The sequence below is a fragment of the Mesorhizobium sp. WSM4898 genome (genome assembly GCF_029625845.1).
In the GTDB taxonomy this organism is placed as follows: domain Bacteria; phylum Pseudomonadota; class Alphaproteobacteria; order Rhizobiales; family Rhizobiaceae; genus Mesorhizobium.
Genome location: NZ_JARTVQ010000007.1, coordinates 109003 through 133146, shown reverse-complemented (window position 1 = coordinate 133146; position 24144 = coordinate 109003). Strand labels below are relative to the sequence as shown.

General features: G+C 57.6%; 20 protein-coding genes and 3 pseudogenes. 5 read left to right on the top strand and 18 right to left on the bottom strand.

All coding sequences use genetic code 11. From position 1 onward, the window contains the following. Positions 1–103 precede the first annotated feature (103 nt). Both P9228_RS24515 and P9228_RS24510 read left to right on the top strand, forming a co-directional pair. Positions 104–2266 (top strand): prolyl oligopeptidase family serine peptidase, encoded by a 2163-nt coding sequence (locus P9228_RS24515; RefSeq protein WP_082826571.1) that lies wholly within the window; start codon positions 104–106, stop codon positions 2264–2266. Between the two features lie 38 nt (positions 2267–2304). Further along, positions 2305–3003: an OmpW family protein gene (locus P9228_RS24510; protein WP_063169295.1), complete on the top strand. Its 699-nt coding sequence runs from the start codon at positions 2305–2307 to the stop codon at positions 3001–3003. A 307-nt stretch (positions 3004–3310) separates the two neighbouring features. Here the strand turns inward: P9228_RS24510 and P9228_RS24505 are convergent, their stop codons facing one another. From P9228_RS24505 to P9228_RS24465, 9 genes and pseudogenes are all read right to left on the bottom strand, one after another. Continuing rightward, positions 3311–3511 carry a hypothetical protein gene (locus tag P9228_RS24505; RefSeq protein WP_244514237.1) on the bottom strand — a complete coding sequence of 67 codons (201 nt, stop codon included), beginning with the start codon at positions 3509–3511 and terminating at the stop codon, positions 3311–3313. Between the two features lie 144 nt (positions 3512–3655). Then, complete coding sequence (locus P9228_RS24500; protein WP_063169296.1) at positions 3656–4315, bottom strand: hypothetical protein; 660 nt, start codon at positions 4313–4315, stop codon at positions 3656–3658. A gap of 101 nt (positions 4316–4416) precedes the next feature. Further along, a pseudogene (locus tag P9228_RS24495) lies at positions 4417–5072 on the bottom strand (IS630 family transposase); the annotation flags it as partial. Between the two features lie 68 nt (positions 5073–5140). Next, positions 5141–5375: pseudogene (locus P9228_RS24490) on the bottom strand (aldehyde dehydrogenase family protein); the annotation flags it as partial. A 308-nt stretch (positions 5376–5683) separates the two neighbouring features. Further along, positions 5684–5932, bottom strand: coding sequence for an aminotransferase class III-fold pyridoxal phosphate-dependent enzyme (locus P9228_RS24485; RefSeq protein ID WP_063169297.1), 249 nt, complete (start codon positions 5930–5932; stop codon positions 5684–5686). Further along, on the bottom strand, positions 5893–6120 hold the full coding sequence (locus P9228_RS24480) for an aminotransferase class III-fold pyridoxal phosphate-dependent enzyme (RefSeq protein WP_263485461.1): 228 nt from the start codon (positions 6118–6120) through the stop codon (positions 5893–5895). Before P9228_RS24480 ends, P9228_RS24485 begins: the two co-directional genes overlap by 40 nt. A 221-nt stretch (positions 6121–6341) precedes the next feature. Then, entirely contained in the window at positions 6342–8324 is a 1983-nt protein-coding gene (locus P9228_RS24475) for an argininosuccinate synthase-related protein (RefSeq protein WP_063169298.1), read from the bottom strand. After that, positions 8321–9265 (bottom strand): DMT family transporter, encoded by a 945-nt coding sequence (locus P9228_RS24470; protein ID WP_082826572.1) that lies wholly within the window; start codon positions 9263–9265, stop codon positions 8321–8323. The genes P9228_RS24475 and P9228_RS24470 overlap by 4 nt, the downstream gene beginning before the upstream one ends. Before the next feature lie 657 nt (positions 9266–9922). Continuing rightward, on the bottom strand, positions 9923–10141 hold the full coding sequence (locus tag P9228_RS24465; protein WP_029354714.1) for a helix-turn-helix transcriptional regulator: 219 nt from the start codon (positions 10139–10141) through the stop codon (positions 9923–9925). Between the two features lie 109 nt (positions 10142–10250). Here P9228_RS24465 and P9228_RS24460 point away from each other — a divergent pair, with 109 nt between their 5' ends. Next, entirely contained in the window at positions 10251–10517 is a 267-nt protein-coding gene (locus P9228_RS24460) for a DUF2285 domain-containing protein (protein ID WP_063169299.1), read from the top strand. A 438-nt stretch (positions 10518–10955) separates the two neighbouring features. Here the strand turns inward: P9228_RS24460 and P9228_RS24455 are convergent, their stop codons facing one another. Continuing rightward, the gene (locus tag P9228_RS24455) at positions 10956–11189 is read right to left on the bottom strand and encodes a helix-turn-helix transcriptional regulator (RefSeq protein WP_082826573.1); all 234 of its coding nucleotides are present in this window, start codon (positions 11187–11189) and stop codon (positions 10956–10958) included. A 115-nt stretch (positions 11190–11304) separates the two neighbouring features. Between P9228_RS24455 and P9228_RS24450 the strand changes: the two genes are divergently transcribed. Both P9228_RS24450 and P9228_RS24445 read left to right on the top strand, forming a co-directional pair. After that, on the top strand, positions 11305–11586 hold the full coding sequence (locus tag P9228_RS24450; protein ID WP_063169301.1) for a DUF2285 domain-containing protein: 282 nt from the start codon (positions 11305–11307) through the stop codon (positions 11584–11586). Positions 11587–12024: 438 nt separating this feature from the next. Next, entirely contained in the window at positions 12025–12981 is a 957-nt protein-coding gene (locus P9228_RS24445; RefSeq protein ID WP_063169302.1) for an IS481 family transposase, read from the top strand. A gap of 175 nt (positions 12982–13156) precedes the next feature. Here the strand turns inward: P9228_RS24445 and P9228_RS24440 are convergent, their stop codons facing one another. From P9228_RS24440 to P9228_RS24405, 8 genes and pseudogenes are all read right to left on the bottom strand, one after another. Next, the gene (locus P9228_RS24440) at positions 13157–13894 is read right to left on the bottom strand and encodes a LuxR family transcriptional regulator (protein WP_082826574.1); all 738 of its coding nucleotides are present in this window, start codon (positions 13892–13894) and stop codon (positions 13157–13159) included. Between the two features lie 870 nt (positions 13895–14764). Continuing rightward, a complete protein-coding gene (locus tag P9228_RS24435) occupies positions 14765–16171 on the bottom strand; it encodes an aminotransferase (RefSeq protein WP_063169303.1) in 1407 nt (468 codons plus the stop codon). Positions 16172–16361: 190 nt separating this feature from the next. Beyond that, positions 16362–16782, bottom strand: a pseudogene (locus tag P9228_RS24430) (transposase); the annotation flags it as partial. A 483-nt stretch (positions 16783–17265) separates the two neighbouring features. Continuing rightward, complete coding sequence (locus tag P9228_RS24425) at positions 17266–17772, bottom strand: TIR domain-containing protein (protein WP_063169304.1); 507 nt, start codon at positions 17770–17772, stop codon at positions 17266–17268. Positions 17773–17781: 9 nt separating this feature from the next. Beyond that, positions 17782–18642 carry a DUF4231 domain-containing protein gene (locus P9228_RS24420; protein ID WP_063169305.1) on the bottom strand — a complete coding sequence of 287 codons (861 nt, stop codon included), beginning with the start codon at positions 18640–18642 and terminating at the stop codon, positions 17782–17784. Between the two features lie 1402 nt (positions 18643–20044). Next, a complete protein-coding gene (locus tag P9228_RS24415; protein WP_063169306.1) occupies positions 20045–20542 on the bottom strand; it encodes an Lrp/AsnC family transcriptional regulator in 498 nt (165 codons plus the stop codon). Between the two features lie 493 nt (positions 20543–21035). Continuing rightward, positions 21036–22559 (bottom strand): fumarate hydratase, encoded by a 1524-nt coding sequence (locus tag P9228_RS24410; RefSeq protein ID WP_063169307.1) that lies wholly within the window; start codon positions 22557–22559, stop codon positions 21036–21038. A gap of 27 nt (positions 22560–22586) precedes the next feature. Next, positions 22587–24020, bottom strand: coding sequence for an NAD-dependent succinate-semialdehyde dehydrogenase (locus P9228_RS24405; RefSeq protein WP_063170369.1), 1434 nt, complete (start codon positions 24018–24020; stop codon positions 22587–22589). Positions 24021–24144: the final 124 nt, after the last annotated feature.

Here is a 24144-nt window from a genome sequence, read left to right as displayed (position 1 = left end):
CATCAATGATCACGCTTTTCGAACATGTGGGCGCCGCTACCGACACTGAGCGTTCCCGAGCCGACGGAAGCCTCTATCCCTTCTTTCTGAAGGCTGTCCGGACATGAACGCATTTGATGTCCGTCCAACGCTTGATGCTCCCGACGACGATCCCTATGTCTGGCTTGAAGATGTAGAGGGCGAGCGGGCACTTGCCTGGGCCGCCGGCCAATCGGCAAGGACTCTGAAGCACTTCGGTGGAACGCAGTTCGAGCGCGACCGCGCGGCTCTGACAGCCATTTTCGACAATCGCGACAATCTTCCCCTGATCGCGCGCCGTAGTCAGTACCTCTACAATTACTGGCGAGATGACGGTAATCCACGCGGACTGTGGCGCCGGACCACCCTTGCCGCCTACATGAAGGCGGATCCCCAATGGGAGCTACTGCTCGATCTGGATGCTCTCGCGGCTAGCGACGGAGAGGACTGGATCTGGGACGGCGCGTCCATCGAGCCGGAGAGACGGGAAAGAGCCGTTCTGCGCCTGTCGCGCGGCGGCAGCGACGCGGTCGTGCATCGCGAATTCGACCTGATTTCTCTGAGCTTTGTCGCCGACGGCTTCAACCTCCCCGAGGCCAAAGGCTACGTTAATTGGCTGGACCCTGACACGCTTCTGCTTTCCAGTGCGCTTGGTAATGGCATGGCCACCCGCTCCGGCTATGCGCGCACAGTTCGACTGTGGAAGCGTGACGCGGATCCCCTCACCACGCCGGCAATCTTCGAGGCCGGGTTCGAAAGCTTCCAAGTGTCTGGTCATTCGGACCGCACCGGCCGCAGCGAGCGCCTTTGGTTCATCGAGCAGCCGGCCTTCTTCGAGAAGATCAGCTGGATCGGCGATAGGAGCGGGCCGAGGAGGCAGATCGATCTTCCTCGCGACGCGTCGTGGCGGGTCTTCGGCGACTGGCTGGCGGTAAGGCCGCGCAAGCCCTGGACGGTGGGAGGCACCACCCATCCCGCCGACGCGCTGATCGTCATCTCGCTTTCCACTTTCCTCGCCGGCGGACGCCGTTTTGAGACCCTGTTTCAACCAGGGGAAAGGCGCTCCATGCAGTCATTCTTCTGGAATGACGGGAAGCTCATTATCTCTTACCTCGTCAATCTCGCACCGCGTTTCGAGATGTTCACTCCCGGCCACCAGGAATGGACGCGCCGAGTCCTGAACACCCTGCCCGCCGAAGGTACTGTCGACGTCTGGTCATTCGATGCGGCAGTTCACGAGACCAATGGAGAGGTCCTGATCTGTGCTCAGGATCCGATCACGCCGCCGCAGCTCTTGCTGTTCGATCTGAATGCCGCGCCGTCTCTCAGCGCTTCAGCAATCCTGAAGCGCAGCCCGGAGAATTTCGATGCATCCGGACTGGTGGTCACGCGCCACGAGGCAGTCTCTATCGATCATGAGCTGATCCCCTATACGCAGGTTGGTCCGGCGAACGGGAACGGAGATGCTCCGATTCACCTTTCCGCTTATGGCGGGTTCGGCGTATCATTCCTGCCCTACTACAACTCCCCGCTGGGCAAGCTGTGGCTCGAGCGCGGTGGCACGTGTGTCGAGGCGAACATCCGCGGCGGCGGCGAGTTCGGCACCCGCTGGCACGAAGCCGGGCGCAGGGAGGGCAAGCGTCTCGCCCACGACGATTTCGCCGCCGTTGCCTCCGACCTCGTGCGAAGGGGCATCACCCTGCCGAGGCGGATTGCCGCCGAGGGTGGCTCAAATGGCGGCCTGCTGATCGCAAACATGCTGACCCGCTATCCTGAGCATTTCGGGGCTCTGTTCTGCACAGCACCGCTTATCGACATGCGTCGCTACACCAAGCTCTTGGCGGGCGCGAGCTGGATCGACGAATATGGCGATCCGGACAAGGTTCACGATTGGGCTTTCCTGAAGGAAATCTCCGCCTATCACGCCGCAGCGCCGGGACAGCCCTATCCGCCTATCCTGATCGCCACCACGAAACGCGACGACCGCGTCCATCCGGGCCATGCGCGCAAGATGGCCGCAAAACTGCAGGCTCTTGGCTATCCCGCTTACTTCTACGAGGCCAGCGCAGGCGGGCACGGCTGCGGCGAGGACAATCGGGAGCAAGCCGCATTCATCAGTCTAGGCACCAATTTTCTCCGCAGCGCAATCGGCTTCAACGATCACCCTCCGGAGACGGCGGAACGCGTTGCAACGCAAGAGGGGCATTTGAGGTCCATCAACAATTCATTCGAGCAGGAGACGAAATAGTGCAGTGCATCCTTTCTGAACATCAAGGAGTGAATCTCATGGCGAGAACGCGAATGGGCGTAGCGCGGGCAACAGCAGCGGCGGTGGCCCTGATCATGGTGGGACAGCAGGCCGTCGCCGCGGAGCCTGCGCAAGCAGAGACCGTCCTGGCGGAGACGGGAGCCTCGGTCACCGAAGCGCCAATCCCTTGGCAGGTCCGCCTGCGGGCGTTGGGCGTCGTTACGAAAGATCTGGGCTACGTTGATACGCTTCCCGGCTCCGGTCTTTCGTATTCGGACACGGTGACGCCGGAACTCGATATCTCGTATTTCTTCACCGACAACATCGCCGCCGAACTCATACTCGGTACCACTTATGCCAACATCGCGGGCCAAGGGACGATCGGAGGGTTGGGCAACATCGGCAAAGTTTGGCTGCTGCCGCCGACACTCACGTTGCAGTACCATTTTACCGATCTCGGCGCGTTCAAGCCTTATGTCGGCGCCGGCGTGAACTACACGATCTTCTACAACCAGGACACTGGCAGCGCTGATGCTCTCAAGGTGAAGAACACGTTCGGCACGGCGCTGCAGGTCGGATTCGACTACATGGTGGACCAGCACTGGGGCCTCAACTTCGACGTGAAGAAGCTTTTCCTGAAGCCGGACTTCGACGTCACGGTGACCGGCGCGAAGCTGACGGGGAAGGCGGAGCTCGATCCCTGGCTGATAGGCGCAGGTGTCACCTACCGCTTTTGAATATCAGAGTGAAGTCTGCTTCCCGACTGCCGGTTTAAATGAAGGGCGCCTCGCGCGCCCTTTTTTACGGTCGACACTGCAGCGCAAGACCTCATGAAGCTATTGTCGGGCGGGGTTCTCTTCCGGCGGACCAAGAAGATGCACTGGCCAACCGGCCTTGCGCCTGAGGTGGAGTGCTTAGAAGCGCTTTGGATCGGGACGGGCTTTGGTATTGTGGGTGGAATGCTTCAGCCAGACCATTTGCCAGCATCGTCTCCCGGACGTCATGTGTGAGCTTCTTTGTCAGCGCAAGGCGAACACGGATCTCCTAGCAGGCCGTTGAAGAAGTGTCCCGTTTGGCCTTGAGGATTGCCTCGTCGCCGTTGTGATAGAAGGTGATGTCGATGGAGCCGTCGTCGAGCAGTTCAGCATGGCCGTCGCCTGTGACCTCGTCCATTTCGTCGAATCCGACCCATGTGAAGAAGACCGTCGACGGGCCGTAGCCGAGTTCGAGGGTTAGATGAGCCAAACGCCAGTGGGGCGTCCTGGGGACGACGCGCGCGAGATTCTGGTCGTGGTGGCCAGCCCAATACGATGTGAGAAGTTGCTGCCGGTGCGGGTACCGGAGGTCGCCGATAGTGACAGCCGATGTTCGACAGCGGCAAGGACATGCTCAGCCGTCAACGCGCCGAGGGCTTGGCCGGGAATGGTGGTGATGGAACCAATCCAGAAAGCGGCGGCTGCCCAGGAGAACGCCTTCGCGGGACTTTGACTCCAGTCCGCACACCCTGCTCAGATAGTCCGAAAAAGAGGTCAGAAGCGGAGCATCCGGATTATTATCTACACTGGGAACAGAAGCATGGAAGCGTTCTGGAGCCACTCGCCGCGCGTTTACCAGTGCCGACACTGCTCCAAGCTGACTATCTGCCATGACCACCTGCCGAACGTAGTCCGTTGATGCCACCGGTACCCTTCGCGGTCTGCTCCAGCGGGAAGATCGGGTCTGATCGACCCTGCTGACCTGTGCGGCGGCCTCTCTCGCTAGGGCGTCCCCCTTCCTGTCGTCCTCCTCCGCCGCTTTCGGCTGCTTTCGGCCCGCCGCCCTCGCCAAGGCGTCGTAGTCGGTAAGCGCGTCCTCCGTCTCCTTTAGGGGCTTCATCGCGTGACTAGAGTTTAGCGCGTGTTTGTAGGCGGCGGACCGAATGGTCGTCGAAATGCCACTCAGCGCCACCGCAAGATGCCCTAGGGCTTCCGCCTCATGATCTGACAGCGGCACGTCACGATTAGAGCCGATTGCCCTGCCTTCTTCCAGTTTCACAATGTTTGTAGTCATTTCCTGCTCCATCGCGTTGACTGAGATACGATGGAGACGGAAGTGGAGAACAAATTTTTACAAGCAACTAAGATGATATTCTCGTCAACGGGACAATAGTGGACGTTGAGGGCGGCGAACAGGGTGGTGGTGCCGTTGCGCTTGTAGTCGTGCCTCATCGTACCGAGCCGCCCCTTCTTCATCGGCAGGCCGGGTGGGTGCGGTCGAGCGCCGGATCTGGCTCTTTTCATCGACCGACAGAACGATGGCATGGGCCGGCGCATCGAGATAGAGGCCGACGACGGCGCGCAACTTGTCGACGAACTTCGGATCATTGGAGAGCTTGAACCTGGCGCCAGCGGTGGGGTGCGAGACCATGCGCCTTCCAGATGCGCCTGACGGCGCTGGCGCTGATTGCGGCGGCTTGCGCCATCATGTCGGCGGTCCAGTGGGTCCTCTCGCCCGGCGGATCGGCAAGCGTCAGTGCCACGACGCGCTCGCCGACATCGGGACCGAGCGGCGGAATGCGCCACTGTCGCGTCTTGTCGCGCAGCAGCCCGTCACAGCCTTCCGCGGCAAAGCGCTCCTGCCAGCGCCAGACGTCGGTCTTCGACTTGCCGATGCGGCGCATGACCTCGCCGGTGCCGACGCCGTCGGCGGGCAAAAGCACTATCTCGGCGCGCCAGACATGCTTTTGCGGGGCGTTGCGATCCCTGATCAGCGCCGTCAGACGGACGCGATCGGCCGACGAAACGGTGAACGATCTTCCTGTGCGCATGCGCCAGACTCGCACGCGCAGGCCAGAAAGGGAATCTCTGATTGGACTCCTATGTCAGGCGGGAACCACTAGACGCCGAGACCGCCGATGCAGACATGTTTGGTGTCGAGATAATCCACGATGCCCTGGAGGCCGCCTTCCTTGCCGAGGCCCGATTCCTTGACGCCGCGGAACGGCACCTCCGGCGTGGTGATCAGGCCTTCATTGACGCCGGTACTTCAGTCCTTCCATCACGCGGAAGGCGCGACCGAGATCGCCGGTGTAGAAGTAGGCCGCGAGGCCGAACTCGGTGTCGTTGGCGAGCGGCGTGCCCGACCTGAGACATGGGTGACGTTTTGTACCGGACACGGATGAAGTGCACCCCTCGGGTGAGCGTTTGCTCGATAATATCCACTGAAGTGAAGCAGTCGGTCTTAATGCTGGAACTCATGCCACCCGACCGACCCGGGAATTCGCAGCAGCGGCGCCGTCGAGTGCAGAACGAATGCCGTCAACCAAGGGGTCGATCTCGCTTTCGGTGATTATATAGGGCGGACAGATTCCAAGCACTTCTCCCATATTGCGGATCATGACGCCGTGCTCGCGGCACCGCCGCTCGACATCGCCGATCCTCAGCTCGGGCGCGAAGACGCGACGGGCGCACGATCCTCGACGATCTGAACCCCCGCGATGAAGCCGCGGCCGCGGGCTTCACCGACAAGCGGATGGTCGCCGAGCGCGTCCGCGAGGGCTCCATGCAAGTGATCGCCGAGACGACGCGCCTGGGTCACGAAATCGATCTCGCTGTAGATCCTGATCGCCTCGGCGGCGACGGCCGCTATCACCGGATGACCGGAGTAGGTGAAACCGTGACCGAACACGCCGACCTTGTGGGCCTCGTCAGCGGCGCATTGATAAATCTTGTCGAGATAATGACGCCGCCAATGGGCAGGTGACCGGATGAAAGCCCCCCGGCGATCGAGAGCATGTCCGGTTCCATCCCAAATGTCTGGCTACCAAACCAGTTCCCGGTGCCTCCGAAGCCGCAGACCACCTCGTCGGACAGCATGAGGATAATTTCTCACTTTCTTGCGAAGATCGGGGGTGTCCACGGTCATTCGTATTACGCGAGATCCGCGAGGCCAAAAACCATCATACCAGAGAGGCGAAACTGCTATCTAGGTGTTTAGATGCAAGAAATTAATCCTGCATTGTTCCCGCACCAGGAACACCCGAGAGGATACCAAGCAGTATTGAACCTTGTTGAAAATGCTCTCGGCGCGCTGGGCGTTATAATTTCTCGAAGGCGATCACAAGGACGTCGCGATAAGCGTACGGCATTTTCAGGTTTTCGGCCACAATCGACGATACATCGTGAAAGGTTTCGCGGTCGTTGCAGATCACAAAATCATTCGGGGAGTTCATTTCGACCTCGCCGAGGAACTCCTTTGAGGCGTCGGTGATCATGCTCATGCCGCCGGTGACGTTGACCCGCCCAATCATATAGCAAGCAATGAAGTCCACCCCGTCCTGGTGAAGGCCCTCGGGTGCCGGTTTGCCATTTACACCATCGCGCGCGACAATCCGGTAGGGATGGATCTTGATATTCCAACGATCATGTCGGGCGGCTTCACATAGAATTCTGCAGAAACCTGTCAGAATCTTTTCTAAGACGGGATGGTCTATAAAGGAGTTTTCAAGGGGCTCGAAGTGGCGCTTGAAGCCGCCATTCAGATGATTGACACTTTTTGATTGTTCGTAGGGGGCGTGGGGTAGGAGCCTAAAGATTCCGTCAGTCGCGTCATATTCAAAAGCGCTATAGCGCCGGTAACGATATGTTCCGCCGTCACGCATGTATTCATCGAGAAGAAGTCGATTCCAATGGTCAGCAAAGTTCTTCCAGGCTGCATCAATTTCGATGCCAAAGCAGGCTTCGGCGCGCTCGCCTTTTGAAAACCACCATCCATTTGTCACCAGACCGTCAGTGCATTGTTGACTGAGGTTGGCCGGCGCCTGGGGTGCGTTGTTTTCCACGGGTGTCTCCCTTTTGGTGACTTGGCGAGGACGGAACGCTTTGGACAACGCTATGTGGGTTGCGGCTTGGTATTCCCAAAGGTCGCGGTCCCTAATGTATCTCGGCGTCCTGGCTCGGATCGACCGAGGTAAAAAGCGTGTGTGATCGACTATGTAGCTGACGCTCCCGCTAACGCCCTCGAGGGCGGATGCAATGGCCCGTTCGCACATCTGGTGAATAGTACTGCCCCATGCACCTGAAACCGCCTCTTGGGACCAGGCTTGCTCAAGCCCTTGCTTCAAAACGATTGATGCCACGTCAAGAGAAGCGGTTTCGAGGTGACGCAGCGCGTCGAAGATAATGGCCGCGGCAGGGGCCTCGCGGACTTCGAGAACCTTTTGGCCGGTTGTGATGTGTTCAAGCCCGACAAAGCGGCCGTGCCCGAATTTGCCGACCGTGTTATTCAGGAACGGGATTGCGTCGACCAATGCAACATCACGGTCATCAATTGACACGAGACTTCCGTCTGCAAACCCGAGTTTGATCTCTACCGGCTGCTCTGCGGGAATGTGGCGCGTCCAAGCAAATGCCTCCTCGGGGATGGAAAAGTTCTCGGGATCTTCCAAAGGCCCCGACTCGAATTCCCGACACCAGAGGTTTTCGTCCGCGCTCCACGTGCGGTCCGCCACAAAAGTCGCTCCACACTTGGACAGGTCGGAGGTCTTCTGTTGTCGGGATATCACAGAGCATTCATACGGACTGCCGAAGTTGCCGGAAAATCCTGAGCGCTTAATGCTATTGTTAAGGCGCGGAAGACTGTTTTGAGAAAGGTTTGCTGTATGAAGAACCAGCCGTGAGTTGATTGACCTAGCATGATTAACAACCAAAGATGCGATTATGGGACGGCTCAACGAACTGCTCAACGGATAGATGCCAAGGTACTTGGCGTGGGCTCGAATGGCTGATTTCACGCCTTGTTCGACAAAGGCATCCCGCCCTTCGAGGCAGACAAAGCGCGCGCCGAACATGGCTGCCGTCCGTTCCAACAAAGGCTGATCGATGCGCGTTCCGACATCCGCTGCGACAGCTTCAATGTTCGCAAAGCCAAGGCTTTGCAGCTTGTAGAGAAGATAGGTGCTGTCGAGACCGCCGCTGAACATGGTTGCAACTGGTGCGGTTCGGTCCGGAAAAGCCTCCAGATCTTCAAAACTCGAAATGCCGCCGATGGCGGGTTTGGTGGAAGCCAAGATGGGGTTCATTTGGATGTCCTGCTCTCAAACCAGATGCCAGCAAACGTCGCAGCGAGGACGAGGCCTGCGCCTATCAAGCTCGGTACTGTCAAAGGCTCATTCAGAAGAAGGTGCGCTAGAACGAAACCAAAAAAAGGTTCTGTTCCCATCAAGAAGCCAACCCGTGTCGGTGTGGATTTTCTCACTGCGGCATTTTGAATGTAGAATGCAGCGAGGGTGCAGAAGAGTGCAAGGAAGGCAACAGCGCCCCAAAACTGAAGGGTGGCCCTCACAACAAGGCCTGAAATTCCGAACTGAGCGACGGCCAAAACGAAAGTAAGTGTTGCCACCGTCGATCCTTGGATGGCCGTCAGGGCTGCAGATGAAATCTGCCGGCCGGCCAGAAGGCGTTTGGTGGAAACGACCATAACCGCTCGCAGAATCGCGGCCCCCAAGACAAGCGCGTCACCCGGGCTGAACCTGCTGATCCCGCCAGTGAGAATGCCGACACCGATGCACGCTATGGCAGCACTTGCCAAAATGCCCGTAGGTGGAAGTCGCCGTGATAGCCCATAGTCGATGCTCGGCGTGAAAATCACACAAAGCGATATGATCAAGGCCGTGTTCATTGCGCTTGTCGATGCAACGCCGTAAGTTTCAGCAATAAAGATGCAAAAAAGTATTGTTCCCAATGCGAAGCCGCGGATGAAATCGCCCCAGGAGACCAATGCGATCTCATGTCTTGCAGCCACTGCCGTAATGATCGTAGTAATCAGGAAGCGATAAAGAACAAGTATCGAAACCGGCGCGTAGAACAGTGCGCCTTTCCCGACCGGATAGCTCGCCCCCCAAACGAATGCGACTCCCAGCAAGGCTAGATCCACCGAGAAAGATGGCGTCCGTGTTTTCCTGACAGGTATTGGAGAACTTTCGAAAACGTCCACCTTCAAAGTTTCCTTTGTGTTAGCCATCCACCCCTGCTGCGAGGGTCAAACAGATCAGGTCGTTCAGCCTCTTGGGCGATCCGTGCCGCGGCGTACTTGTTTTTGGTAACGCAAGTGCCGTGCCGATTCGGAAAACCATTGCTAGACAACAACCTGGTCGCCTTGATAGTTCGGCGGTTCATGTCCATTGTTGTCAGAATGCCGACAATGACTTCAACTGCAGGGATCCTACCGGCAGGGCCTCAAGGCGAACACGCGGCTCCAAGATGCCGACACGATGGCTGGTTCAGCCATGCTTCGACAGTTGCCTGTTTTTTCAGTTCCTTTGCTGTTCGTGCGCTAACCGCAACGCTCCATACTAGTCTCGCGTGGCTGTCCCCGTGGGGTGGGCGGCAGAAAGCGATTAGGCCCGCTGAAAGAGGCGAACCGCATCCGAAGGATCGTAACCAAGAGAAGGACCTGAAGCGAGAGCGAAGGTTGCGGGAGGCCGCGGCGGGCCTAAAAGGCAATGCCGACCGCCCCAGGAAAGGCTGACAAAAACCGCAGCGGCCGACTGTCCAATAGGGTGCGCCGGGCCAGGGCGAGCCAAATGGCAGGGGCTGCCGGGGGACCCTAAGAAAAGCCTGGGTTCACGAGCACCCGGCGCGCGCCATCAGGCGGCCAGCTACTTGGAGGGCGGGTGTATCATGCCTGTTTGTCGGGCCGAACCAGATCCATGTGGCTGACGCCGAGGGCCAATGCCAGTTCATAGATCGTGATAATTGTCGGATTTCTTCGGCCTTTCTCCAAGCCGCTGATGTACTGCTGACTGAACCCGGAAATCTCCGCAAGCTGCTCCTGCGTCAGGCGCTTCCTTTGCCTGATCCTCTGCACATTCCGTCCGACCAACTTGCGCATATCCATGCACGCAAGCCAGCGGATCAGGCGGCTTGAGTTTATCAACTATAATATGTAATCCACATTTAGCAGGCACAGGGCTTCGCGGGTCCATTGGCCGGAGATAGAATTAGCGATGTTGCAGCCCAGATCGAACACGCCGTTCGCCGACGAGGTCCCCTGGTCGGACCGCATTACAGCCTACGACAAGGACCACTTTACAACCTATATGAGGCTCCTGGACGCCTCGGCCGACAACGCCACTGAAGAGGAAATGGCCAAAGTGATCCTCGGCATTGATCCGGCACGCGAACCTGAGCGCGCACGCAACGTTCTTCGCAGTCATCTCGACCGTGCAAACTGGGTGGTGACGAGCGGCTACAAGGATTTGTTCGCCAGTTGACGAAATGGGCGGTGCGGTCGCTTCGCTTCAAGCAACGAAGTCGCGCAACCGCCATGCATCGACGTATCACCACAGCGCGGATGGCCCAGCGCTTCGCTGTCTCATCATTTTGTCCTCCGCTCGCCAATGGCTGCTTCCCAGGAATGGGTGCGGCGGCGAATCATGACAGGAACGGGTCCGCCGTCTGAGCCGCACCGCATCCGAAGGGCCGGATGGACAACCTACTGAAAGCTCACAGCTGGCTAAGGGTTGCGGGACGCCGCGGCGGGCCTAGAAGGATGCGGCGCCACCTGCTGAGAAAGGCACAAAACAGAGCGAATTGCGAGAGTCTAACGACGCGCTAGGAGGCGCAGCGGAATGGTCGAGACGCCAGAGCCAAGAAAATCGGGGCTCGACCCACCGGCACACGGCACGCGCGGTGATGGGCGCGGGCGCCCACTACGTGCGCAGGCTCAACAGAATCTCACACGGATCAGCATCGAGGGCCGCAGTTACGTCGAGAAACTCAATGACATCGAGACGCCGTTCGCCACCCTCATATTTCGCCACGAAAGATTGCGGACGACCAAGCTTCTCAGCCACCTGCGCCTGCGTCAGCCCTTTGACATTGCGCAGTGAGATCAACTGGGCCAGAAACCGCTGGTGGCGGGGAGATCGAAGAGATTTGGGCATTTAGGTGAACCGGCAGGTAGAGACCGGCTCAGCGACTAATCCCCGTTTCGGATTATCCCATTTTGGGATATTCTGCCTTGGATCCAGCGATCAACATGCGAGGTTCGCGGCAGACATGAATCAATCAACGGGAACAGATAGGACTCAAAGCTCAACACTGCTCGACGAAGTCCCTTGGTCTGACCGTCTTACCGCCTACGACAGGGCGCACTTTACCATCTATATGAGGCTCCTGGACGCCTCAGCCGATGAGGCGCCCGAAGAGGAAATGGCCCAACTGATCCTCGGCATTGATCCGGCACTTGAACCGGAGCGCGCCAGGAAGGCGCTTCGTAGTCATCTCGACCGTGCGAACTGGATGGTGACGAGCGGCTACAAGGAATTGTTCGCCAGCTGACAAATTCGCAGTGCTCGGTCATAGAAGCGTTCCTGTGCCATTGGTCAGGCTGATCGGGGCCTGCACCACAGACGCGCCGGCAAAATGGACCCGGTGGCGAGCACAATTCAGTTCCCAGGAAATCGGGGTTTGGCAACTGTCCGAGCGTCTGACGTGATAGAAGGTTCCGCTCTGTCTGGATGGGTATTAGCCCGGAGCAGCACTCCATATCGTACCGGCGCTCGACGAAGGGTCCACCTCTTCGCTTTCAAGCCGCATAACCGATAGCCATCGCCCTAAGTCAAGGGTTAGAGATTACCGGCAGGCAGGTATGCAAGCGGGCCATCCTCGGAAACTATATAACCGCACGACTAGCTGTGAGCTTTCGGGAGGTTGTCCATTCGGACCGGACCGGGGAGACTGGAGTTACCAAGCTTCAGCACTCACCGGAGGGTCCGAATGAACATCCATAAGAATGCCCGTCTCACACCGCTGCGTCGAGAGGAGATGGCGCTGTCGGTGATAGAAGGCGCTTTCTCCAAAGCCCATGCGGCGCGTGTCTACGGCGTGTCGGCCAAGATCGTGGCGCGCTGGGTCGAGCGCTACAAGTCCGAAGGGCGGGCCGGCATGATCGACCGTTCCTCGCGGCCCGCCAATATGCCGCAGGCCACCGCTGCGTTGATCGCCGAGCGCATCATGGCGCTGCGGCGGCAACGTTGGACCGGCAAGCACATCGCCCATGAGGTCGGCGTCTCGCCCGCCACCGTTAGCCGGGTTCTCAAGCGTGCCGGACTGTCGCGGTTGCGGGATATCGAACCGGCCGAGCCGATCCGACGCTACGAGCGCGAGCATCCTGGCGAGATGATCCATATCGATATCAAGAAGCTCGGTCGTTTCGAGCGCATCGGTCATCGCATTACCGGCAAGCGCACCGGCAATGCCAGCTCGCGCGGCAGCAGTTGGGAGTTCGTCCATGTCTGCATCGACGACGCCTCCCGCATCGCCTTCTCGCAGATCCTGCCCGACGAGAAAAAAGAAAGCGCCATCGCCTTCCTCAAGGCGGCGGTGGCCTACTACGCCAGCCTCGGCGTCACGATAGCCCGCGTCATGACCGACAACGGCTCCTGCTACAGATCAAAGGCCTTCGCCAAGGCCTGCCGCGATCTCGGCCTCAAGCACGTCAGGACAAGACCCTATACACCCAAGACCAATGGCAAGGCCGAGCGCTTCATCCAGACAGCACTGCGCGAATGGGCTTATGCCATCGCTTATCCGACTTCAGATCACCGCGCCGCAGAGTTGCCGGTCTGGCTGCACAGATACAATTGGCACCGTCCCCACGGGAGCCTAAAGTCCAAAACACCTATCAGTCGCCTCGCTCTAACCGAGGACAACCTGTTGAGGCTCCACAACTAGCTCGTCAGCGACGACACACCCGCTCGAGCACCCATAGACTATGATCACCGGCGCGGACTGGAAGAATACGGCTGCATCGCCCGAGCCGGCGGAACAGAAGATCTCGGCATCCAGTCAACGCTCGATACAAAGCGCGCGATCGAATGGCCCGAGCACAAGGGGATCAAAAAGCTTCTCAGACAATTGAGGACCCTTCGGACCCCAAAAGGGCTATAGCCTGATTTTGGGTTCGCACGCCTAGCTTCTTCTTGGCATTGTCCAAATGAAAAGCGATCGTGCGTGGCTTGATACCCAAGATGCGGCCGGTCACCCAGGCTGAATTACCCCGCGCTGCCCACCTCAGGCACTCATATTCGCGGGATGTCAGCGAAACCCCATCCACTGTTCGATCGCTCGGCAATTTGCGGCGAACGCAACGATGAAAGCAGGCCGCCATCAGTTGAAGAGCTTGTTCGTACCGCTCAGCGACCCGAAGAAATACTGGACGAGGCTCATCGGCGGCAAAAGTAACCGCAGCGATGCGGCCGCGGAGATCGACAATTGGGATCGTCAAACCGCAGCAGATGCTGAATTGAGCCGCCTCATCGAATAGCTGCTGTTGAGCCGGCGACATTTTATCGCCTCCCAAATTCGATCCCCAGTGAAACGGGCAGCCGCCATTTCGAGCACGCAAGACCACAGGATCGAGTTTCTCATACTGATTTTCCAGATACTGTCTGGTCCAGCGGGGTGGATAGTTTGAAATTAACCTCGGTTTGCCGGAAGGCCGTGCTGGCAAGGAGAGGTAGGCAAAGAAGATTAGGTCAAGTCGTCCGGCCGCCTCAGCCATGGCATCCCGGAAATCTGCCTCATCGATACTCTGTGACAGTCTTTCAAGGAATGTCTCGAAAACAAGTGGCATGTGCCTCGTCATCGTCGCGCTCGATTCTTCCTCTTTCTGCACGCCTTCCGGCTGCGTCGTGTATGTCCCGACAAACGTGATTGAATTCGCGGGCGTCGCTGGGCTGACCGGGCTCCAGAATGCTGCCACACTTTCGATCTTCGTCGGTCATCCCAATCATGCTGGGCTCACCCGATGGGCGTCTGGCAGACGCCTCATGATCTCAACAGCTCAATCAGAGAATCTCCATGCATTAAATCATGACCGCCCCTGCACCGACCAAATCAGGAGAAATCATCCTGCGCTGACCAAAAGCCATCATTGACCCCAGCTTTTGCAGGAATTTGGGTCGGCATTAGCATAACAATTCGGATAGCCGCTCATCCCCCACCCGGGGCGCCGTGATCCGCAAAGAAGTGTTGCGATGCTTTCTTTTCTTTGATAGGCAAATCGTCTCAACAATATTAAAATGCCTTTCCTTGTGAACGGGGTGGCGTGTGAGTATCGTCCTTCTATATACCTGACGTGATAAAATTCACCGCAATGATTATGGCCCGCTGCAATGATGTAAAGGGCACGTCTAAGCTCAATCTGCATCGGAACGTGCAGATGACCTTTACCAGACCCTCGATCCCGCACGGGCCATAATGATACTGATTACGTGGGTCAAAAAGGGCGCCCTGCCGGCGGGGAGGTACACCCGCAGGGCGCGCCGCACAGAGGTCCTGGTCGTTGGGCAACAGGACAGCGGCGGCAGAACTGATTCGGTTACAAATCGTGACTGAAATAGCCCGGAGCATGCTCAAGATCAGATATCTGGAATTCAACAGTTTTGGGTCTGCTCGGCGCAGTAGCGCGCAGGGACATGCCTGCCTCCGGACTCGCTCCTTCGCGATCGCAAAATCATACGGCACCCTCGGCCTTCAGCGCGCGATAGGTGGTATCGACCGACTTTACCGTCGCGTCGACAATGATGTCGATCTCTTTTCGGGTAATGATCAGGGGGGGGGCATAACCGAGGATGTCGCCATGCGGCATGGCCCGTCCGATGACACCATTCTCAAACAGAGCAGCTGCAGTGCGCACCCCGACCTGAAGGTCGGGTTCGAATGGTATCCTTTGTTTTGGGTCCCGCATCATCTCTACGGCCGACAGGATACCCACTCCGCGAACTTCACCAACGATGGGATGTCCCGCCAGCTCGGCCTTCATCCGGTCTTGCCAATACGGTCCAACATCGCGGACATGCTCCAGAATATTTTTTTCTTTAAGCAGTCGAATATTGGCGAGCGCGGCTGCGGCACAAAGCGTGTGCCCCGAATATGTCCAGCCGTGGCCGAGTGCGCCGTGCTTCTCAGTTCCTTGTTCCAAAACCGACCAGACACGGTCGCCAATGATTGACCCGGAGATGGGGAGGTAGGCGGAACTCAAACCCTTTGCGATGGTCACGAAATCCGGACGCATGTTATACAGGTGGGAACCGAACTTCTCGCCGGTTCGCGCGAAGCCACAGACCACTTCATCCGCGATTAGAAGGATATCGTATTTGTCGAGCACCGCTTGAATGGACGTCCAGTACCCTTTGGGGGGCGGCACAATACCTCCTGTCCCAAGTACCGGCTCTCCGATAAAAGCTGCAACCGTTTCCGGTCCTTCGGCCAGGATCAAGGCTTCAAGCTCATCGGCACAGCGCCGGGAGAACGCTTCCTCGCTCTCCTCGACACGCGCCTGGCGGTAATAGTGCGGCGTGGTTGTATGGCGCACCAAATCCAGAGGCAGGTCGAAGAAATTGTGAAAGAAGGGAAGGCCAGTTAGGCTACCCGTGACCAATCCAGACCCGTGATAGCCGCGATTTCGCGAGATGATCTTTTTCTTTTCGGGCCGGCCAAGAATGTTATTATAGTACCAGACCAGCTTGATGTTGGTTTCGTTGGCATCGGAACCGGAGAGGCCGAAATAGACCCTTCGCATGTTCTGACCGAAATACTCGACCACGGCCTCTGCCAACAGGGCGACCGGCTCCGTACCTTGGCTGGCATAGACGTGCGCGAACGGCAATTCGTGTGCTTGCCTGGCAATGGCCTCGGCGATCTCCGTGCATCCATATCCCATGTTGACGCAGTAGAGTCCTCCGAAACCGTCGAGGCTCCTTCGGCCTTCGGTGTCCCAGATATAGACGCCTTCCGCACCGGCCATAATCCTATTTGGCGTTTCGCCTCGGCTGTGCTTGGCCAGATGCGTAGAAGGATGGAAGACGAAGCTTCTATCCTTCTCCCGGAGTTGCTCGGTTCCCAGATTGCTCAAGCGCATGTCCCTCTCCTCGCGATAAATTGGCGGAGGGCACTCGGCCAGCCACCTGTTTAGCAAATAGCATACCGGAAACGTCCCTTGAGTTTCTCGGGAATGCAGGTTATTCGCCGTGAAATTCGCGGGATCGGCCCGAATTGCCGTGAAAACTAAGGCGTCACCTTCGCCTTAGCCGAGGGTCGGGGGCGCGTCCTGCAAACACGAACAGCTTACGACGCGCATGCGCCCAGCATAGTGCCCGATTAGCGGGCGATATTGACGGATGAATAGCGCTCGGGACGCTGTTCCCGCCGGCCGCGCGAGGCACGATAGAGCGCCGGCGGCCATGTTCCGCCGAACTGCCGGTCATCCCTTACATTCTGACGGTCCGGATCGGTCTTGCCCTTCCCAAGGGTGGTAATGAGGTGATCAGGGGCAAAGCACATTCGCCTCGATCAGCAGGCAGCGGGTTCCGTGCCGCGGCACAGGCTCCAACCTGGTTGGCCAGCGCTGAGAGGCTGAGGTCGTGCCCTCGCGCATATTGATAGCTTTGGCGGTGCGGCGGCTGGTGCTCGGCAGACTTCTCGAAGGAGCATAGCCAGAAGGTTCGGCCCGGCAAAGACGCGCGGCGAGAGCTCCTTGCCATTGACATCTTGATTCGCAGCCGACCAGCGCCGCCAAGTTCTATCGTCAGCGTGTTGCCTTTCTTGCGATCGCAAATTCGTGGTTGCTGCGCAGGGCGAGCCGAGCTGCGGCTCGCAGGAGGGGGCGAGCCGACAGAATTGCGCGGCCTGAAAAGCTGCCTCCATCAATGCTGGCCGCTCGTGCAGTCTCGAAACGCTGGATCAAGCCTCAAACATCGAACAGCCGCTCCTTTTCCTCGCGAAACCAGCGCCCTCGCGCGACATGATCTTGTCTGACGATCCGACGCTTCGAGCGGGGCTCCTCTAATAGGTTGCACATGACCTGCAGCTTTCAGCCAAACTCAGCAAATCGGACGTCGTGCTCTTCTTATCATCGCTCGGCAAGCTCGGAACACGCTGGCGGACGTTGCTAAGGCTAGTCGCCGCCAGCGGATGGCGAGGATGTTTGGGCGGCTAAGTGCTTTTAGGTGGCGATTATAAGCCGAGATCGCGATAGGTGCTTTCGCCATAGCTCCTGGCGCCATCGCCACGCTGAGCGTTTGAAAGCCGATGAAATTCGCTCGGCCAATTGGCTAGCGCGTGCTTGATGGCCTTCATCTTGAACGGCACGTGCACAACACATTTGTCCCTGATGATAGGCGGACAGCTCACATCTTGTTGCCGCGAGCCGTTAAGGTTTGCTGCGATTATCGGCAGACCTAGATCAAGAGCCAATTCCATTTCCCAGCGCACGAAGCGAAAAAGGTTTTTCGTCTTCTCACCGATCAGGACAAGTACCTGGCTCGATCCATTCATTCTGTTGCGAAGATTGCGTTTAACATAATCTTCGTCCTGTGCTCGGCTCGTCATATTGTCCAGATCGTGAGCGTTCGCGAATTCAAAACTCACATTCTCGCTGGCGTTCCACCCTTTCATAAAGCGGTATGCCCAAGCGTCTTCATCGCCGTCAAATATTACATAGGTCGGATCGCTGTATGCCATTGTTGTCTCTTAGTTGTTTTGACGAGCAACCCACTGGGTGTGCTCCCGTGAGAAAGCCAGTTCGGCTTCGTTCACCGCGGCGGAGAATGCCTCATCCGAGTTGGCGTCCGTAATAAGGTCGGCAGTCAAGCCGATCTCGTGAGCTGTCAACGTGTAAGCCGATGCCAATTCGTTAAATTTCTTGATCTGGGTCCACCCAATAAGGGAGGCGGCGATGACAATTAGCGGCTCGGTCGGCCAGCCTGGCATCGCGGGGTCAGCGATGCGTACTACGATGAACGAGAATCCCAGAGCGTATGCAAAAATACCAAGGCCCATCCAGACTTTCGCGGACCTCTTGTTCGAGCGCGCCTTCTTCTCGTACCACTTCCGTTGGTCGCAGATTCGTCTCTGCAGATATAGGTCTTTTCTTTCTTTTAGCGGGGAGTCCCTTATCGACATCATCTGGTCGGTTGTTTGGGGGGATGCTGAATCGGTGCCGCTCAACGCGCTACCAAGGTGACGATTGCTATCAAGGATACCTTCCATGAGCTTTCGAAAATCAGCTCTGGCGTCAGCGGCGCGCGCGTCATCGAACGGCTGTGCTCGCATCGCGAAGCGCCAAGTCAATGTCTTCACCGACTCTGCCAGAGCTCGAGCCTGATACCAGACCTGCTCGGGCTTTGTGACCGACCGGAAAATGAGGACTCCCATTGAGCAAAGAAATACCGCAGCATAGACACCGAAATAGGCTTTTGATGGCGACAAGTCCAAAGAGAGCACCGACGCTAAAAAAAGAAGAACGTACTCTGCCCGGATCAGGCGCAGAAACGTCGCCTGCTGCTCGTTGGATGCCACGTCGGCGCTATTATAGAGTCCAGGATATTTCATTTTTGAAGCACACCAGTCTATTTTGTGGCGGTAAATTCTTTAAGCCAGGATTTGGCAAACGTGAGGTTAGCAGTCGAGCTTACAGAGCCTATTCTTGAGCGAGGCGCGGTCCCTCTGTTCATAAACAGGAATGCAGGTCCTGTCCCATCAATGTAAGGGTATAGGCCCAAAAATTCTTGCCCGGAGAATGTTTCCGAAGAATTTTTTGCCACGGGCAGAACCGCTACCGCGGTCCGAAACCCATCGAAAAAGCCAAGCTCCCAAGGCATCCATCTGGATCCTGGAGAATTGTTTGAATGCACATAGATTAGCGTCTTTGACTGCCTCATACGGGTCCGCAGCAACTCGGCGGTGGCCGAGGAGACTTTTGTGCGGTCCAGTTGTGAATCTTCGACCCAATCTACGTAAGCAGTGAACCCAAGCTCCTCGAAAATTCGCTTCACACCGAGAACGATCTCTGCGTCCTTGAAAGAATGTGACAGAAAAACGTCGAATGACGATCTGGCTGTAGCTGCGGCCGTCTCTTCCTTTAGAACGATCGATGCGGCTCTATGTCCTCGACTGGCATTCGCAACTCTTTTCAGCTCTGCCTCGGTCAGTAGCACTATTCAAATCCCCCCATGATCTGTTCGCAATCTATGAACTTGACGCCCATTCGATTAAGCGACCCTTGTCTTGTGAAAACTGGCACCATGCTCTCCAGCCGGTAGCGCAACCTCCACCTTCTCAAAGACCACGTCGGGTGGCAGGAGTGACCGGCCTTGTCACCCACCTACGCGATCCCGGCACAGCCATGCTCCTCGCTTAGAAGGCTGCGGAGACCAGCAATGTCAAACAGGACAGACGATCTCCTAATCTCGAACAGCAACGAACTTAGGACGTAAAAACGCGATCTCCGAATGTCCGCAGGCGTCGAGGGCCGGGTTGGTCGCCAAGGCCGAGCGGGCCAGCTTGCACTCCCGCTACCCGTCGGCTTGCCAAACCCTCGCTGTAGATTTCGCCCCCTACACGGATGCGCTGACCGCGACTAAGCTCAATCGCCACTGATCGCCAATCCAGGGCGAAAGTTCCCCCCTTGAAGTAGCGGTAGAGGCATTTTTCGGCACTTCGCATCTTAGATATGGACGCCTCCTCAACCAGGCACGATCCGGTTTGGCTTCTCGCCGTAACCGTGCTGGGCAAGTGCGTCCGATGGCTGCTTCGATCCTCTCCTGGAATAGATCGGTTCCAGATTGCTCAAGCGCATCGTCCTTGCTCGCGATCAACTGGCGGATAGCGCTCGGCCACCTTTTTCCAGCAATTAGTATACCGCAAATGTCCCTTGAGTTTCGTCGGAATGGGTGCCTTTTGCCGACGAATCTACGGGATCCGTGCCAAACGCCGTTGAAACTTAGCTTTTGGGTTACCGTTGCCTCAGGGCGGACAAAGGTATCGGTGAATTGGACTTCACTGGTTTCGTGACGACAAGGCTATAGTATTGATCAATCCCCAAGCCTGCCTGCAGCAGTCCCTCCATGAAATCCTGATAGGCGGCCATAGAACGAGATGCGACCCGCATCAGATAATCCACGCGCCCCCCAATTGCCCAGCAGTCCAGGATTTCCGGAATGTCTTGGATAGCAGTTTCGAAGTGTCGTTGGTCCTCAAGACGATGACGATCCAGCACGACCTCCACCATCACAAAGATCATGCCGCCGATGAGGGCAGGACTCAGCCGCGCATAAAATCCCTCAATAATCCCCGCGGCCTTGAGTGCTCGGAGCCGCTCCGAACAGGCGGACGCCGAAAGATGAACTCGTTTTGCAAGCTCACTTTTTGAAATCCGACCGTCTGCCTGAATTTCGGAGAGGATCCGCAGGTCCCAACTGTCGAGTTGCACGGGATCGGGTTTCGACTTCATAACCTATGCTCTCAGCGATGACATCGCGTTGTGTGCCGATCAATTCTATCATCAATTGAAACGAGCGAATGTAGCAGTGGAAGGCATCCGTTCCAGGCCCGAGATGTGCCAGAATGGGGTACGAAAATCAGCTGAGGGTGAGCGATCCGCTGAGAAAAGCTGCAGAAGTAATTTGGCTATCGCCCCAACGCCCAACGGGGCAATGGTGCAGCTGGAGAGAATAGTCGGCGGCGGCGGAGACCATGATAAATAGATAACCGATTTTCTTGAATCTCGCTGCCGTACTTGATAGACGCGCGACTGCATTCGACCCTCGATCGCATGGACGGCATACTCAATGCAGTATTCACTCGCACATTCAACTATTAGGGTGAATTGAAGGCCTTGCTTGGCCGGCTCGCCGAGGCGCAGGGCACCGCAAATGCCGCTCGTCTTATGGCTTGCCCGATAATTTGGCGCTCGGGTCTGGCCGAAATCGCCCAACCGGAAAGACTCAAACACCGATGTTGCGTGCGATGCTGTCGGCTGCCATACGCTTACGCCACTCAAGAGGCCCGGAATTGTGAATGGAGTTTCCCTCAACATCGACAGCCATGACGACGGGCATGTCCTGCACATCGAATTCATAGATGGCTTCCATGCCCAGGTCTTCAAAGGCGACAATCCGCGCCGCCTTAATCGACTTTGAAATCAGGTACGCAGCGCCACCCACTGCAGCAAGGTATGGCGTTCTGTGTCTTACAATCGACGCGATGGCCGCCGGTCCCCTCTCCGCTTTGCCCACCATCGCGAAAAGGCCGGTTTCGGCGAGCACCTTGTCCGTAAAATCGTCCAAGCGGCTGGAGGTTGTTGGACCGGCGGGTCCAACGACTTCATTCCTCACTGCCCGGACGGGACCGACGTAGTAGATCACGCGGCCCCTCAGATCGACTGGGAGCGGCTTGCCGGCATCAATCAGTTCGACCATTCGTTTGTGGGCAGCGTCACGGCCCGTCAGCATCTTTCCAGAAAGCAGGAGCGTTTCACCGCAGCGCCACGATGCCGTCTCTTCCTTCGTAAGCGTATCTAAATTGACCCGCCGGACGCCGGCTGGGTTCAATTCGTCGGCTCCGATGTCGGGCCATTCGCGCAAATCGGGCGGCTGGAGGCTGATGGGTCCAGAGCCGTCCAAAGTAAACTTCAGGTGCCGGTTGGCGGCGCATTGCGGGATGAGCGCCACAGGCTTGGACGCTGCATGAGTAGGATAGGTCGCAACCTTGACGTCAACGACTGTCGTCAGACCACCAAGGCCTTGGGCGCCGATACCAAGCGCGTTGATCCGCTCATAAAGCTCAATCCGCAGCCCCTCTTCTGCGCTTGACGCCCCCCTTGCGATCAGTTCCGCCATATCTATGGGCTCGTTCATGGCCTCCTTGGCCAGCAGCATCGCCTTTTCAGCGCTACCACCGATGCCGACAGAGATCAGTCCAGGTGGACACCACCCGCTGCCAAGGGTCGAAACGGTATTGACCACCCAGTCGGAAACGGAGGCGGTGGGATTGAGGGTGGTAAAACGTGCCTTGTTCTCCGACCCGCCGCCTTTCGCGGCGATGGTGATCTCAATCTGGTTACCTTGCACCAGGTCGACATGGACAACTGCCGGTGTGTTGTCGCGGGTGTTGACCCGTCTAGCGAGGGGATCCGCAACGATCGATGCCCGAAGGGGATTGTCCGGATCGAGATAGGCTTGACGTACGCCCTCATTCACAAGATCCGCGAAACTGGCTGTTGACTTAATGCGGGCATCCATGCCGACCTTTGCGAAGACAACCACAAGTCCGGTGTCCTGACAAATCGGGCGCCGCCCAAAGGCCGCCATGCGGGAGTTCAGCAGAATCTGACCTATGGCATTCTTCGCCGACGGGCTCTGTTCTCGCGTGTATGCGTGAGAAAGAGACCGGATATAATCTGGAGGATGATAGTACGAGATGTACTGAAGGGCGTCGGCGACGCTCCTTGTGATGTCGCTACCGGCCATGGTCCGTGTTCTGTTTCCCACCGGATTTTATCCAAATGAACCGAGGCCATTGACCATTTTCAGAATCTGGAAGCTTCGCACCCCCTGCTCGCCGCCTTCATATCCATAGCCGCTTTGTTTGACTCCTCCATAAGGGGCATCAGCGGAAACCCCTTTCAGGTAATTCACACTAACAGCGCCCGCAGAAAGACCGCCCACAAGCCTCTGTTGCGTATCGGCCGCGCCAGTAAACAAGTAGGCGGCCAGACCGTACTCCGTGGCGTTGGCTTCATCGATCGCCTCTTCGATCGTATCGAAAGGAGCCACGGTGAGAATTGGTCCGAACGGCTCTTCATGAAGCACTCTCGCTTCCTTCGGTACGCCAGTCAGGATGGTTGGCGGCCAGTAAAACCCCGGTCGGTCAAGGGGGATGCCACCGGTCTCGATTTGGGCGCCGCCCTCTACCGCATCTTTGGTCAGGCGTTGCATGGCCTCGATTCGCCGCGCGTTTGCCATGGGACCCATCTGCGTTGCAGGGTCATCCGGTGGACCGATCCTGATTTTTCGGACCGCCTCCGTCATCCGGAACAGGAATTCCTCATAGCGGGATCGGGCGACAAGAATCCTGCTGGGCGCATTACAACTCTGGCCCGCGCACTCGAATTTGTATTCCGAAATAGCCGGTATCGCCGTTGCCAGGTCGGCATCTTCGCACACAATAACCGGGGAATGTCCACCGAGCTCAAGGATGCAGCGCTGCAGATTATTCGCGGCCAGTGTGGCCAGCTGTTTCCCAACAGCGGTCGACCCCGTGAACGTCAAGACTTTGACAATTGGCGAACTGAGCAGATGCCGTGATATATGCACAGGAACACCGAACACCAGGTTGACCACGCCTTCCGGTATCCCTGCTTGACGCAAAGATTCCACGACATGGACAGCCACGCTTGGCGTCTCTTCGGCCCCTTTGAGGATCACCGGGCAGCCTGCCGCCAGCGCGGGGGCGAGCTTGCGGGCGATGAGAACGGCTGGATAGTTCCACGGCGTAAAGGCAGCGACGACACCGAGGGCCTCCGGGACGATCATCCTGTTCGGACCCAACGGAATCGGGGTCGACAACTCATCGGCATGCCGGCCATTCCATTCCAGCGTTTCGACTGCGCGCGCGTACTCTCCTGTTGCTTCGGCAATCGTCTTTCCCTGTTCGGACGACAGGTCCCTGGCTGCGGCGCCAGCTTTCTCAGCCAGATTGCTGGCGGCAGAGACGAGGATCTCGCCACGCTCTTTGGCGGGGCGTGAGGACCACGCCTTGCGGCTGCGTTCTGCCGAAGCAAGAGCTTCATCCAAGTCTGGAACCGTAGCCGAGGCCACTGAGGCAAATACCTTCTCCGTCGCCGGGTTGATCACCGGCAAAGTGGCTCGGCTACCACCGGCTCGCCATTTGCCATTAATGAAGAGCTCGTAGCTCCTGGCGTGGGACATCGCGGGCTCCACTTGTGATTCTGGCCATGCGAGCGCCGTTTCAATTTTCGAAGCCGCTGAGCTCGCTTGAGCCAGTTTCATCGCGATGGTCGCAGCGGGTCAAATATCGATTAGTGCCTAAATC

Excerpts from the sequence above, each read along its gene's own strand:
- P9228_RS24450 (WP_063169301.1), top strand. The coding sequence starts at position 11,305 with ATGAATCAATCAACGGGAACAGATAGGACTCAAAGCTCAACACTGCTC.
- P9228_RS24415 (WP_063169306.1), bottom strand. The coding sequence starts at position 20,542 with ATGAAGTCGAAACCCGATCCCGTGCAACTCGACAGTTGGGACCTGCGG.
- P9228_RS24480 (WP_263485461.1), bottom strand. The coding sequence starts at position 6,120 with ATGCTGTCCGACGAGGTGGTCTGCGGCTTCGGAGGCACCGGGAACTGG.
- P9228_RS24515 (WP_082826571.1), top strand. The coding sequence starts at position 104 with ATGAACGCATTTGATGTCCGTCCAACGCTTGATGCTCCCGACGACGAT.
- P9228_RS24435 (WP_063169303.1), bottom strand. The coding sequence starts at position 16,171 with ATGCGCTTGAGCAATCTGGGAACCGAGCAACTCCGGGAGAAGGATAGA.
- P9228_RS24465 (WP_029354714.1), bottom strand. The coding sequence starts at position 10,141 with ATGGATATGCGCAAGTTGGTCGGACGGAATGTGCAGAGGATCAGGCAA.
- P9228_RS24420 (WP_063169305.1), bottom strand. The coding sequence starts at position 18,642 with ATGAAATATCCTGGACTCTATAATAGCGCCGACGTGGCATCCAACGAG.
- P9228_RS24510 (WP_063169295.1), top strand. The coding sequence starts at position 2,305 with ATGGCGAGAACGCGAATGGGCGTAGCGCGGGCAACAGCAGCGGCGGTG.
- P9228_RS24475 (WP_063169298.1), bottom strand. The coding sequence starts at position 8,324 with ATGAACCCCATCTTGGCTTCCACCAAACCCGCCATCGGCGGCATTTCG.
- P9228_RS24425 (WP_063169304.1), bottom strand. The coding sequence starts at position 17,772 with ATGGCATACAGCGATCCGACCTATGTAATATTTGACGGCGATGAAGAC.
- P9228_RS24445 (WP_063169302.1), top strand. The coding sequence starts at position 12,025 with ATGAACATCCATAAGAATGCCCGTCTCACACCGCTGCGTCGAGAGGAG.
- P9228_RS24470 (WP_082826572.1), bottom strand. The coding sequence starts at position 9,265 with ATGGCTAACACAAAGGAAACTTTGAAGGTGGACGTTTTCGAAAGTTCT.
- P9228_RS24410 (WP_063169307.1), bottom strand. The coding sequence starts at position 22,559 with ATGGCCGGTAGCGACATCACAAGGAGCGTCGCCGACGCCCTTCAGTAC.
- P9228_RS24460 (WP_063169299.1), top strand. The coding sequence starts at position 10,251 with ATGTTGCAGCCCAGATCGAACACGCCGTTCGCCGACGAGGTCCCCTGG.
- P9228_RS24440 (WP_082826574.1), bottom strand. The coding sequence starts at position 13,894 with ATGACGAGGCACATGCCACTTGTTTTCGAGACATTCCTTGAAAGACTG.
- P9228_RS24500 (WP_063169296.1), bottom strand. The coding sequence starts at position 4,315 with ATGACTACAAACATTGTGAAACTGGAAGAAGGCAGGGCAATCGGCTCT.
- P9228_RS24405 (WP_063170369.1), bottom strand. The coding sequence starts at position 24,020 with ATGTCCCACGCCAGGAGCTACGAGCTCTTCATTAATGGCAAATGGCGA.
- P9228_RS24455 (WP_082826573.1), bottom strand. The coding sequence starts at position 11,189 with ATGCCCAAATCTCTTCGATCTCCCCGCCACCAGCGGTTTCTGGCCCAG.